12 protein-coding genes and 1 pseudogene are annotated in these 13,212 nt (G+C 40.5%); 12 read left to right on the top strand and 1 reads right to left on the bottom strand.

Features of this window, described 5'->3' with window-relative positions:
* The 12 genes and pseudogenes from QMD21_05540 to acsC all read left to right on the top strand — a co-directional run.
* Window positions 1-459 (top strand): hypothetical protein (locus QMD21_05540; protein MDI6856226.1); only part of this gene is annotated, 459 nt, incomplete at its 5' end.
* 6 nt (window positions 460-465) lie between these two features.
* Window positions 466-624, top strand: coding sequence for a hypothetical protein (locus tag QMD21_05535; GenBank protein MDI6856225.1), 159 nt, complete (start codon window positions 466-468; stop codon window positions 622-624).
* 5 nt (window positions 625-629) lie between these two features.
* Entirely contained in the window at window positions 630-1,496 is an 867-nt protein-coding gene (locus tag QMD21_05530) for a hypothetical protein (protein MDI6856224.1), read from the top strand.
* An 82-nt stretch (window positions 1,497-1,578) separates the two neighbouring features.
* On the top strand, window positions 1,579-2,460 hold the full coding sequence (gene folD, locus QMD21_05525) for a bifunctional methylenetetrahydrofolate dehydrogenase/methenyltetrahydrofolate cyclohydrolase FolD (protein MDI6856223.1): 882 nt from the start codon (window positions 1,579-1,581) through the stop codon (window positions 2,458-2,460).
* 859 nt (window positions 2,461-3,319) lie between these two features.
* Window positions 3,320-3,517 (top strand): annotated as a pseudogene (locus tag QMD21_05520) (acetyl-coenzyme A synthetase).
* Between the two features lie 153 nt (window positions 3,518-3,670).
* The gene (locus QMD21_05515) at window positions 3,671-4,243 is read left to right on the top strand and encodes an acetate uptake transporter (protein MDI6856222.1); all 573 of its coding nucleotides are present in this window, start codon (window positions 3,671-3,673) and stop codon (window positions 4,241-4,243) included.
* 155 nt (window positions 4,244-4,398) lie between these two features.
* Complete coding sequence (locus QMD21_05510) at window positions 4,399-5,169, top strand: P-loop NTPase (GenBank protein ID MDI6856221.1); 771 nt, start codon at window positions 4,399-4,401, stop codon at window positions 5,167-5,169.
* Window positions 5,170-5,235: 66 nt separating this feature from the next.
* A complete protein-coding gene (locus QMD21_05505) occupies window positions 5,236-5,667 on the top strand; it encodes a 4Fe-4S binding protein (GenBank protein MDI6856220.1) in 432 nt (143 codons plus the stop codon).
* Window positions 5,668-7,644, top strand: a complete 1,977-nt coding sequence (gene cooS / locus QMD21_05500; GenBank protein MDI6856219.1) for an anaerobic carbon-monoxide dehydrogenase catalytic subunit — start codon at window positions 5,668-5,670, stop codon at window positions 7,642-7,644. It begins immediately after the preceding gene.
* 3 nt (window positions 7,645-7,647) lie between these two features.
* A complete protein-coding gene (locus tag QMD21_05495; GenBank protein MDI6856218.1) occupies window positions 7,648-10,317 on the top strand; it encodes a hypothetical protein in 2,670 nt (889 codons plus the stop codon).
* Window positions 10,266-11,288 carry a CO dehydrogenase/acetyl-CoA synthase subunit delta gene (gene cdhD / locus QMD21_05490; GenBank protein MDI6856217.1) on the top strand — a complete coding sequence of 341 codons (1,023 nt, stop codon included), beginning with the start codon at window positions 10,266-10,268 and terminating at the stop codon, window positions 11,286-11,288. The genes QMD21_05495 and cdhD overlap by 52 nt, the downstream gene beginning before the upstream one ends.
* 3 nt (window positions 11,289-11,291) lie before the next feature.
* Entirely contained in the window at window positions 11,292-12,626 is a 1,335-nt protein-coding gene (gene acsC, locus QMD21_05485; protein ID MDI6856216.1) for an acetyl-CoA decarbonylase/synthase complex subunit gamma, read from the top strand.
* Window positions 12,627-12,718: 92 nt separating this feature from the next.
* On the opposite strand, the gene QMD21_05480 is transcribed toward acsC, so the two are convergent.
* On the bottom strand, window positions 12,719-13,212 hold a 494-nt coding region (locus QMD21_05480), incomplete at its 5' end, for a hypothetical protein (GenBank protein ID MDI6856215.1).

Below are 13,212 nucleotides of genomic sequence, written 5' to 3'. Positions count from 1 at the left end.
CATCTTTTTGATACTAAAATCCGTATAAGAAGCACCAGGCAAGCGAAGATTACTACAGACAAAAAAACAATCACTCATAATCCCTGGGGTGAAGAGCTCAGTCTTTACCCGCTCTACAGGCTACAGTATAGGAGGTACTGTTTCGTCCAAAATATTTATCTTCACCAAAATTTATTCTTTAGTGGTGATGAAAAAATGGTAAGCGGCTGCGGATTTTCATGCACTCTCTGCTCTTTATATAAGAACGGTATATGCCCAGGCTGTACTGTAGAAGAGAAACTAGCGCAAGAATGCAGCATAATCAAATGCCTCAAAAAGCAAAGATTAACCACATGCTTAGCTTGCGAAGGAAGGTATAGCGGCGGCATAATATGCACTACCTACTCAGATGCACTTAAAAAATGTGTTCTGAGAAGATATGTTTTTGAGAAGATAGGCTGGAAAATACCTGAGGTTTAGTAGCAAATGCGCGAATATAAAGTAATTCTAGCGCTGATAATTCTAACAGCACTGCTTTCAGGAATTATCTATTTTAAATTCCCAGCTATTATGGGTGCTCATGCGCTCAGTGTAGCGCTCTGGGCTGTTTTATGCGCAGAAATTCTGGCTTTTATTAAAAGGTGAAAAATATGAAGAACATCAAAGGCAAAGTGACTGCTTTAATTATAATAATTCTAGCAGCTGCTCTTAACATAGGATTATTAATATTTTTCCAGCTCTCCCTCCAAGAATCGCAGGGCTTTGTGCACAGCGCTCACATCATAGATACTAAATCTGCAGGCTTAACATTTGGACTAGCCTCGCTGTTTTGGATGCTTTTCATAGGCAACTACTGGGGCTTTATTACCGGCGAGCTGCCTACAGAGAAAAAGTTGCTTTATCAAAAAGGCGTAGGCTCTTCAGTTATTTTTCTGGGAACTGCAATTTCTGCTTATGCTTTTATCAAATGGGGTAGTAGCAACAATTCAACAATGGGAGATACTTTAGGCACATTATCTTTAGCACTAAGTGCTTTGGGAATTCTTTGGGTGCTGATTGTGAAGTTTATAGGTCTTGGTTGGGTAGAGAAAGAAATTGAAGTCAGAAAAAAATATGGAGAGAATCGTAAACTCGTAGTAAAGAAGACGTTGCTCGTTGCAATCTCATTGGCTTTAGCGCTTTGTTTGGAAGTTATTTTTGTCTATCTTGGCAAAGGCTCTTTATTTAATCCTTACCCAGCTATTGGCGCTACTATTATAGCTCCCAACCTCGACTTCTTGCTCTGGGCTGTGTTCTGGATACTGTTTGCAAATGTAATACTTGAGAAGATACCAAAAGCTGCAAAACTCAAAGCTATAACAATTGCGCTATGGACTGGAATAATAGCATGCTTCGTATTCTATATTTTGAAATTTTACACTTTTTTAGAGCCCGGCGCTGTTAGCGCTCTGCTATCTTCATGGTGTATTTTTGGGCTACAGTTCACAATAAACGCAAGAGCTCATTTAAAGGAATAAAAGAAGCCTTCAGGGAAAAGAAAAGGGCTTCAAAAATAAATGTTATTATTTGCTACGTTGATCTCCCTTTGGTGACCCGAAAATGGCTAAAATAATTGACGGGAAGAAGATCGCAGAGGAAATACAAGAGGAAATAAAATCAGAAGTTAGCAAGCTGAAGAATGAAGGCGTTACTCCCGGGCTAGCGGTAATATTAGTTGGCGAGAATCCTGCTTCACAAGTCTATGTAAAAAATAAATCCGCAGCATGCGAAAAAGTAGGCATATATTCTGAAACAATAAAATTGGCTGAAAATACAAAAGAGGAAGAAGTGTTAGCCTTGATTGATGAGCTGAACGAAAACAAAAAATTCCATGGTATTTTAGTTCAGCTACCCCTTCCCAAACATATAAATGAGTCCCGAGTTTTAAACAGAATAAAACCTGAAAAAGATGTTGACGGCTTCCATCCAGTAAACGTTGGCAAGCTAGTCATTGGTGAAGATACTTTTCTACCATGCACAGCAGCAGGCATACAGCAGTTGCTGGTAAGGAGCGGTGTAGAAATATCCGGCAAACATGTTGTAGTCGTAGGCAGGAGTAACATCGTTGGAAAGCCCATTGCTAATATACTGCTTCAGAAAAAAGACAATGCAAATGCTACTGTAACAATATGTCATACAGGAACTAAGAACATGTCGGAATTTACAAAACAGGCAGATATTTTGATAGTAGCTGCAGGGAAGGCCGAGGTAATAACTGGCGATATGATTAAAGATAACGCTGTAGTAATAGATGTAGGAATAAATAGAGTAGAAGATCCTGTAACGAAGAAGCACAAGCTCGTTGGAGATGTGCACTTTGAGAGTGCAAGTCAGAGAGCTTCTTTGATTTCGCCAGTGCCTGGCGGCGTAGGACCGATGACTGTTACAATGCTTTTAGTGAATACTGTTAAAGCTGCTAAACAGCAATCGGAGCAAAGATGAGGTCTCGACCCTCATTAAGAGCAAATAAGTTGCAAAAAACTAAAGGTGCCAGTAAGTAGAATTTATAGTATAGTTACATTCTACCCGCAATTCAAGTTGAAAAAAATGACATCCTCAAGTGGTATATATACCTGACTTCGCCAGTTAAGATGAGGCTTTTACTCCCTTTGTGAAAAAATAAAAGAAAACTAGTAACTTTCCCCAAAATTTCTATAAAACAATTTGACAGATTTTTCCAGTGGAAATTTAAGACGTGAAACATAGAAAAATTCCCCAAAAAATGTACCACCTATTTGACACATTTTGACAGGGCATAATCTACCAAGAAATTGTTACTCAAAAAATACCCCTCCTAAATTGACAGTTGCGGTTATATACCCACGAAATAGGTTTGGATCTCATATTTTCTCTAACATTTCACCTAAAAATCGGGCATTTTTGATGATTTTATCGAAAAATATCATGATAAAGCGCTAAAATTATGATGATAAAAGCCCAACTGTCAAAAGGAGTATGTGCTAGAAATTAGCCCGTTCGAAGCAGTGAAAGTGGCGAGGTTAGGTATATACGCTCCTCGCTATGGCTATAACTAACTAATTCCATTTTTTCTCAACTTCCGTAAATTTTAATAAGAACCCCGCTAATACTAAATTAACGGCACCCTTTTGGGAGAGTGTCTTGTCTCCCTAAAGAGTAATCAATTTCAAAAACTAAAAAGACTTACACGCAATTCCTCTGGCAAGCTAAAGTTTGCAGTTTCCTTGCTTCAGGGTTATGAAAGAAAAAGTGGATAAAATAACTGAAATGGGCGATAGTACAAAAAAAATAGGGAGGAATTGATACGAATAAGAAAAAAGATATAAGAGAGCATGTCGGAAAAGAAATAGGCAAAATAGCAAGGCCTGACGAGCTATGGTTTGTGAACGATGTGCCTAAAACTCGAAGTGGTAAGATAATGAGAAGGGTGATAAAAGCTAAGGTGGTAGGCGAGCCAATTGGGGATATTTCAACGCTTGCAAATCCAGAAGCTGTAGATGAGATCGGAAGAGCGCGATAAACTATGGGAGAGGGGGTCAAAATCTGCCCCTCATGCGGAGGGGAGACCGAAAAAGTAGAGGTGGCTTATTCATACGCAGGCGTAAACCCAGGTAAATACTGCGAAACTTGCTGCTAAAACAATGGGATGGTAAAATAAAGGGATGTGAAAATTATGGGTGATAACGGTTTAGCTAATCCTGCACCTCTTGGCCTTATGGGGTTTGGGGTGACGACGGTGTTATTGAACTTGCATAATGCTGGTTTGTTTGAATTGGGCAGTATGATTCTTGCAATGGGAATATTTTATGGTGGTATTGCGCAGGTAATTGCTGGGGTATTAGAGTTTAAAAATGCTAATACCTTTGGAACAACAGCATTTTGCTCTTTTGGGTTGTTCTGGCTGTCATTTGTGTTTCTCATTGTATTCCCAGAAGTGGGTTGGGGTAGAACACCAAGCAACATAGCGATAGCATCATATTTGTTTTTGTGGGGATTATTTACACTTGGGATGTTCTTTGGTACTTTGAAAACCAATCGAGCTCTACAATTTGTATTCATGAGTTTGGCAATTTTATTCTTTCTCTTATCTACAGCATACGCATTTGACAGTTCAAATATCATAAAGGTTGCGGGCTACGAAGGTATAATCTGTGGTTTCAGTGCGATATATCTTGCATTAGCCCTAGTAATAAATGAAGCACATGGTAAAACTATACTGCCTATATTACCCATCAAAAAGAGTTGAGGTAAAAAAACGACTGAAAAATTTGAGTGATACTGACTTTTCGTTACAACCACAAAAAGAGTCTACTCGCTTGTTAATATATCTTTTTGTTATCTACTACTCCTGCCCGGCAACCAAAACTTTTATTTGAGTTCGACTAATATCTACTCTAAAGTATGAAATTAAAAATCGCAATTTCCGGCAAGGGCGGCGTAGGTAAAAGCACAATAGCCGCGCTGCTTGCTAGAGAGCTATCTAAAAAAGAAAAAGTTTTGCTACTTGATGCAGACCCAGTACCTACAACATCAAAATTACTTGGAATAAAAGAAAATATTGAGCCTCTCGCAAGAATGACCGCGCTTATCGAAGAGCGCACGGGCGTAGACCCCACAAGCAAATTTTTCAAACTCAATCCTAAAGTAGATGATCTAGTAGATAAATTCGGTGTGAGCTACAATGAGAATTTAAAATTGCTTGTATTAGGCACGATTGATACTGCAAAAACAGGCTGCTTCTGCCCTGAGAACGCTTTCCTAAAAGCTTTTTTAAGGTATTCGACAAAGCAAGATGGTATTTTAATTCTTGATATGGAAGCTGGTATAGAGCATCTTACAAGGGGCACAACTAAAAATGTGGATTTGTTAATTGTGGTTATTGAGCCTAGCGTGAGAGCTATAGAGGTAGCGAGCGCGATAAAGAGGCAAGCTGAAAATATAGGAATAGCTAAAGAGAAAATAATTGCAGTTTTGAACAAGCATCGTTGTGAAGAAGAGCTACAGAAAACGAAAGAGTTCTTAGAGAAAATAGGTATCCCTTTAGTAGCCACAATACCTTACGATGAAAAGATAGTTGAAAATGATAGGGGGGTAGAACCTTTAGACCCTAGCTCTTTAACTAATGAAGAAATCACAAAACTTGCATATGAAGTAACGAGCTCTAAAGGATAAAATATTTTTAATCCTATCTATTTTACTATTCCACGTTTGTCGTAGCAGTCGGTTTGGTGAGCGGAATTGAAAAAAATCATGTTCATTGCAGAAAAATGCCTTGCGTGCAAGACCTGCGAGCTAGAATGCGCTATTACTCACGCCAATACTACTAACATAAACGATGCGATATGGAAAGTACCTCAGCCTTTTCCAAGATTGAGAATTATCACTGAGAATGGAAAGAATAAAATTTTAAGATGCATGCAGTGCAAGAAGCCGAAATGCGTAGAAGTGTGCGAATCTGGCGCACTTAAACAAGAGAACGGCATGGTCACTCTCAATGAAGAGAAATGTACTGGATGCTGGAATTGTATTGAGGCATGCCCTTTTAAATCAATTTTCAAAAACGAGCTTCTGAATATTGCGATAAAATGCGATTTGTGTAATAATAAAGAAAAACTTGCTTGCGTTGCAAGCTGCCCTACCGGAGCGCTATCGATAAAAGAGGTAAACTAAATGAGGGGATCTAACCTTACTGCAGACCCAGCAGCAAAGTATCTATTAGAAAAGAAAGAAAAAGGCTTGCCTGATACCGTCTGGGATAGATACGAAAAAATGCAGCCCCAGAGCGGGTTCGGCGAACTTGGAATATGCTGTAGAATATGTCCTCAAGGTCCTTGTAGGATCAACCCTTTTGGCAAAGAGCCATCGCGAGGTATATGCGGTGCACGCGACTATACTATTGTCTTAAGAAATCTGCTCAGAATGATTGCAGGCGGCTGTGCTGCGCACTCGGACCATGGGAGACACATTGCCCATACCTTACTGGCGTTGACTGAAGGCAAAACACCAGACTATAAAATCAAAGGTGAAGCTAAGTTAAAGGCAGTTGCTGCTAGAGTGGGTATAAAGCATGAAGGTAAGGACTCTATCAGTCTAGCAAAAGAAGTGGCGCACAAAGCGTTAGAAGATTACTCTAGAATCGAGCCTGAGCCTTTGACTTGGATCCAAACAACAATGACAAAAAAGAGGTTGGAAATTTTAGATAGATGTGACGTCCTGCCTTATAATATCGATGCAGCCATTACCGAAGTCATGCATAGAACACATATAGGCGTGGATGCAGACCCTGTACCTTTGCTTTTCGACGGACTGAAATGCGCGGTTGCAGACCTTGCAGGAGAGCATATAAGCACAGATTTGTCAGATATTTTGTTTGGAGTGCCGAAACTAACTAAGTCAGAAGTAAACTTGGGTGTGCTTAAAGTTGATGAGGTTAATATAGCAGTTCATGGCCACAATCCCATTCTGAGCGAGGTTATTTGCGATGTTGCAGAAGAGCTGCAAGAAGAAGCTAAAGCTGTGGGTGCAAAGGGTATAAATATCGTCGGTATTTGCTGTACAGGTAACGAGCTGCTAATGCGGCGCGGTATACCACTAGCTACTAATTTTTCCTCACAGGAACTTGCAATAATGACTGGCGTGCTTGACGCAATGGTTGTAGATTATCAGTGTATCATGCCTTCACTGGGCATGTGGTGTCAATGCTATCATACTAAACTCATATCCACTTCTGAACTGTGTAGACAGGCTGGCGATATACATATAGAGTTCAGGCCCGAGACTGCGAAACAGAGCGCAACCGCTATTCTTAGACTAGCAATAAGCGCTTTTAAAGAGCGCAACCCCAACAAAATCGATATACCTAAGATAAAAAATATTGTGTATGCTGGTTTCAGTGTTGAGCAAATTCTAGAATATTTAGCAAAAACATCACCTGATGATCCTATGCAATATTTAGTTGATAACATAAAAAACGGCACGATTCTAGGTATTGCAGCAATGGTCGGCTGCAACAATCTCAAAGCGCCTCACGACTATAATCATTTAACAATAGCTAAAGAGCTTGTTAAAAACAATGTACTTATAGTAGCTACTGGTTGTGTAGCAGGCGCTTTCGGCAAAGCTGGACTACTTACTCCTGAAGCTGTAAATCAATATGCTGGCGAGGGCTTGAAAAAATTTTTAACTGAGTTAGGCACTAAATCCGGCTTTGGCAAGCCCTTACCTCTAATTTGGCATATGGGCTCCTGTGTAGATACCTCGCGTATCCATGATCTGGCCACAATGATCGCAAACAAGCTAGAAGTAGATATTAAAGACTTGCCGCTAGTAGCGAGCGCACCTGGAAATATGAGTGAAGAGGCAGTAGCTACTGGCTCGTGGTTGGTAGTAACAGGCTGGCCGACTCACGTTGGTATAGTACCGTTCATCTACGGCAGTAAGTTAGTAACTCAAATTGCTGAGAATACTGCTAGAGACGTTTACGGCGGGTACTTTATATTTGAAACAGATGCAGAGAAAGCTGCTAAACGGTTAATTAATATAATCAAGTACAGACGTTGGAAACTGGGTATAGACGTGGATGAAGAAATAGTATATTGGACTGGTGAGACTGCTAAAGAGCTCTTTGCTAAGTCAAAGGAGTTGTGAAAAATGGCTAAGGTATCACAAACAGAATTGTTTAGTCTTGCGATCTCAGGGGCAATAACAGCTACAGGCTATGCAGATGTGCTATTAAACAGAGCGCTAAGAAAACACGGTCCTGACAAACCAGTAGCATTTCCAGATACAGGTTATGAATTACCATCCTTTTACGGCTGGACTACCACGCCAGTTAAAAAGCTTGGCGACTTACCACCGCTTTTAGGGAGCGTCAGAGCTAAAATTGCGCACGAGCCTACTTATGAAAATGCTCTTAAAGCCGGCGAAGCCACTATGTGGTCTGCAGAAATTGTGGAAGCGCTTAGATATATAGACAAGGACAATCCTTACGAAGGCGCACCACATCCTTTTGCCAAAACTCAGTATTGCGGGTTTGTGAGTGACAGGGTGTTGCGCAAACTTGGCATAGCTTTTGTTGACGATACTATACCTGGTACGCTTGTTTTTGTTGGTAAAGCTAAAGACCCAAAGGCGCTAGTTAAAATTGTGCGCGAGGCGCAGAACAAAGGCATGCTTCTAATGGCTACTTACGATATACTCAAGCAGTTAGACGATGAAGGAATCCATATGGGGCTTGACATAATGTTTTATCCGCTCGGTGAATTCACCCAAGTCATCCATGGTTTGAATTTCGCGATCAGGGCTGCACTGACGTTTGGCGGGATTAAAAGAGGCGATCGCAAAGGTATTTACGAATATTTGAGCAAGCGCCCTAAGGTTGTTGTTATCCAGCTTGGGCCACTTGACCATATTAAAGTAGCTGCTGAGTTTGCAGTTCTTTTCAACGGCTCACCTACTATTACAGACCAAGATGTAGAGACTATTCCAGGCAAGTATGTTTCTCAGCCTGACTATAACCAGATTATTCAGACAGCAATAGAAATAAGGGATATGAAGCCAAAGCTAGCGCCTGTAGACATACCTGTAGCTTACGGGCCTGCGTTTGAAGGTGAAACTATCAGAAAAGAGCAGATGTATGTAGAAGCTGGTGGAATGCGCACAACCGCATTTGAATATCTTAGAATGCGCGAAAAGGCAGAAGATGTAGAAGATGGTAAAATCACGTTCATAGGAAAGGATGTAGATAGTTTGACTGAAATGTCAAGAATACCTTTAGCAATACTTGTGGATGTCTATGGCAAGAAAATGCAGAAAGATTTTGAATCTGTGCTCGAGCGCAGAATACATCAGTATGTCAATTTTGCAGAAGGAGGCTGGCATACTGGGCAGAGAAATTTAATTTGGGTTAGACTAAGCAAGGAGAGTGTAAAAAGAGGCTTGAAACTCAAGCACATCGGCAATATTTTGCATACTAAATTACATGCTGATTTTGGTGGTGTAGTAAGTAGGGTGCAAGTAACCCTAATTACTGATGCAGACGAAGTCAAAAAACGTTTGCCAGAAGCTCTGGAAGCTTATAAAGAGCGTGACAAACGGCTGATGGGCTTGACAGACGAAAGCGTTGAGACATTCTACACTTGTACGTTATGTCAATCTTTTGCACCTAGCCATGTATGTATAGTCAGCCCAGAACGACTGGGACTTTGCGGCGCTATAAACTGGCTGGATGCCAAAGCGAGCTATGAAATGACGCCTGCAGGCCCAAACCAACCTGTTAATAAAGGCGATACCTTAGATGAGGAAAAAGGTCAGTGGTCAGGCGTGAATAAGGCAGTTTATGAATTTAGTCATGGTAAACTGGAAAAATTCAACCAATACTCTTTGATGGAAAACCCGATGACCTCATGTTTGACCGGAGATACAGAAGTTATAATTGACGGCAAAGTTGTAGGACTCGGTGAGTTTATAAACAAGCATAGAGGTGGGGAAGAGTATGCTAAGGCATGCGCATTGACTTTAAACAAGGGTAAAACAGTACAAGAAAGATTGGTGGCAATGCAAAAATTCCCAGCACCTGATAAATTAATAAAAATAGAGACCAAATCCGGCACAGAACTTATTCTTACTCCGGAGCATGAGATTGCAGTTGATAGAGCTAAAGGCTTGTCGTGGAGAAGAGCTGACGAGATTAAGCCTGGAGATAGAGTAATTGCACTAAAAAAATCGGATACTAATTCTAAAACCGAGCATACTACAAATGGTGGAGGACTTAATAAACTCCCAGACCCTGATTATCTTCTAGAGGTCGTAACCAAAGCAGAAGATTTCCAAAATCAAGGAGGATACGATTATGTTTATAATCTAACCTTGAGAGATACTCACTGCTACTTTGCAAACGGGCTGTTGGTAAAGAACTGCGGGTGCTTTGAATGCATTGTTGCAATAACTGCAGATATGCAAGGTGTAATTGTAGTAAATCGAGAATATCCGGGAATGACGCCAATCGGAATGAAATTCTCAACTCTTGCAGGCTCAGTTGGCGGTGGACAGCAGACGCCTGGCTTCCTTGGTGTTGGCAGAAAATTCTTAGTAAGCAAGAAGTTTATCAGGGCGGATGGCGGCTTTCAGCGCATTGTATGGATGCCTAAAATGCTGAAAGACGATATGCGCAAAGATTTAGAGAACCGCGCAAAAGAACTAGGCATGCCTGATTTTGTAGATAAAATTGCAGATGAAACCATAACAACAGACCCGGCTGAGCTGGCTGAATATCTAGTAAAAGTAGACCATCCTGCAATGAAGCTAAAGCCGTTAGCGTAAAAAGTGATGAAAAAATGGCAGTAGAAATTCCACATGAAAAATGGTCTGGTAAAATAGAAGAAGTGGCACTAGGCGCTACTAAAGAAGAAGGTGGTACAAGAGCTAAAAAAATTACTGTTGGAGGCGAAACCACTTTGCCTTTCCTTACCTTCGAAGGTGCTTTGCCTCACAAGCCTGTTATTGCAATTGAAGTTCACGATACTGTGCCTACTTATCCAGATAGTTTGAGAGAGATCTTTGAGCCGGTTTGGGATAAGCCAGAGCAATGGGCTAAAGTTGCAGTAGAAAAATGGCATGCTGACTTAATATGCTTGAAATTGAAAGGCATAGCGCCAGACGGTCTAAACAAAACACCTCAAGAAGCATTTTCAACAGTAGAAAAAGTTTTAAAATCTGTAGATGTACCTTTATTCATTTACGGCTGCGGCGATGAAGAAAAAGACGCAAAGGTATTTAACGAATGTGGGGAGCTTATAAAAAAAGAGCGCTGCACAATAGGGTTAGCAGAAAACGAAAAGTATAAAAGTCTAGCAGCTGCTGCTATGGGATTTAATTGCAATATTGTAGCTTTTTCTAATATAGACATAAACCTTGCAAAGCAATTAAATATTTTACTTACTGATTTCGGTGTGAAAAAAAACCGTATATTAATGGACCCGCTACAGGCAGGTTTGGGCTACGGCTTAGAGTATTCTTATTCAATTATAGAAAGGCTGAGGCTGGGAGCGCTGCTCGGTGACGCCATGCTACAAATGGCAATAGTTTGCGATTCTACAGTAGCATGGGATGCTAGAGAAGCTGTTGACGAAAGTTATCCAGGCGAGCTAGCTACAAGGGGTATTCTCTGGGAAGCAACTACTGCAATTTCTGCATTAACTGCAGGTGCGGATGTGATTATAATGAGACATCCCAGAGCAGTAGAGCTTGTACGTAATACTATTGAAAAGCTTACCGGCAAAATAGGTGAATAGCAAATGCCTCTAACTGCTTTAGAGATTTACAAGCATTTACCAAAAAAGAATTGCGGCGAATGCGGTGTGCCAACATGCTTGGCTTTTGCAATGCAACTTGCTAGCTTGAAAACTCAACTTGATAAATGCCCTTACGTAACTGAAGATGCAAAATTAAAGCTTGCTGAAGCTGCAGAGCCCCCAATAAGGTTAGTGAAATTTGGTGTTGGCGAAAACGAGCTTGCGATAGGGGATGAAACTGTGCTTTTCAGGCATGATAAAACATTCAATCATCCTACTGTCTATGCATTAGCTATAGACGATACTGAGCCTTTAGAAGAGCTTAAACGTAAAATTGAGCTTGCGAATAATTTCAGAATCGAGAGGGTAGGACAATTATTGAAATTAGATGCGGTTGCAATAAGAAATGTTTCTAACGATGCAAAAAAATTCTCAGAAGTAACCAAATTGGTGCAAGAAAATACCAAACTTCCTCTGATTTTAATGAGTAATAATTCTGAAGCTATTGAAGCTGGTTTAAAGCAAAGCTCAGTTTCTAAACCACTTATTTATTGCGCTACTTCAGATAATTTCGATGCAATGCTTAATTTAGCTAAAAACTACAAATGCCCTCTTACTATATCTGCGACGAATTTGGATGAGTTGGTAAATTTAACTCAAAAAGCGAAAGGGCAAGTAAATGATATTGTGATTGATTTCGGCGCTAAGAGTCTTAAAGAAGCTTTAGAAACACTCACTACGATCAGGAGGCTGGCGATAAAAAAGAGTTTTCGTCCTTTAGGCTACCCCGTAATAACAATATTGGATACAAAAGATAAATTTGAGGCTTTTTCTCAGGCTAGTATCTACACAATGAAATATTCTTCAATTGTTGTGTTTAACGAATTAGATTGGGCTATGCTATTGCCTTTGCTCGCATTGCGCCAGAATATATTTACTGATCCCCAAAAGCCAATCCAAGTAAAGCCAGGAATTTACGAAATCGGCAAACCAACCGCAAACTCGCCATTACTTGTAACAACTAATTTTTCATTAACTTATTTTACGGTTGCCGGCGATACTGAGAAAAGTAAAGTGCCTTCATGGCTGCTTATAGTAGACACTGAAGGTCTTTCTGTAATGACCGCATTTGCAGCAGATAAGTTCACACCAGAGCTTATAGCGAAAACGATTGAGAGCACAGGTATAAAAGAAAAAGTAGCGCACAACAAAATTATTATACCAGGAATGGTAGCGAGAATGACAATAAAACTTAAAGAGCTTACAGGAATGGAAGTACTAGTGGGCCCGCGCGACTCTTCAGGAATACCATCGTATTTGAAAGAGAGCTGGAAGTGAAGTTTGTAGAACATTATACCGCCTATGCGCTATGTGACCACTCTTGCAGCTATTCTAAGCGTTGTTTCCATTGTTCTCTCGTTTTTTCAAGCTTAGCATCTCTTTCCAAGCTCTGCTACCGCATGACATGCCTTTGAAGTTTCTGGAAGCTCGATAACAGCTCTGCCCTCTAAACTATAACTTCCAATAAGCTCGTCATAGGGTATGAGCGCTATAGTTACCTGATCAAAGCCTACTGCTGTAATAGTTTCTTTCAGCACTTCCGGAAGCTTCTCACGCACAAAGTTAACGGCAAGCATAATAGTTTTTGCACGCAGCTCCATTTCCTCAGCAAGCTTTTTTATTCTGCCTGCAGTCAATATACCTTCTTTTGTAGGGTCTGAGGCTATTATAAGGACGTCTACATCTTTTGTAGTCCTCCTGCTTAAATGCTCCATACCTGCTTCACAGTCAACTACTACATAATCATAGCAGTCGCTCATTTTATCAATACAAGTTCTTAAAACTTGATTGACATAGCAGTAGCAACCAGGACCTTCAGGTCTGCCCATTGTGAGCAAATCAAACCCTTGCGCTTCCGTGATTC

Source organism: Candidatus Thermoplasmatota archaeon (assembly GCA_030018475.1).
Taxonomy (GTDB): domain Archaea; phylum Thermoplasmatota; class JASEFT01; order JASEFT01; family JASEFT01; genus JASEFT01.
This window is presented reverse-complemented; position numbering and strand designations above follow the sequence as displayed.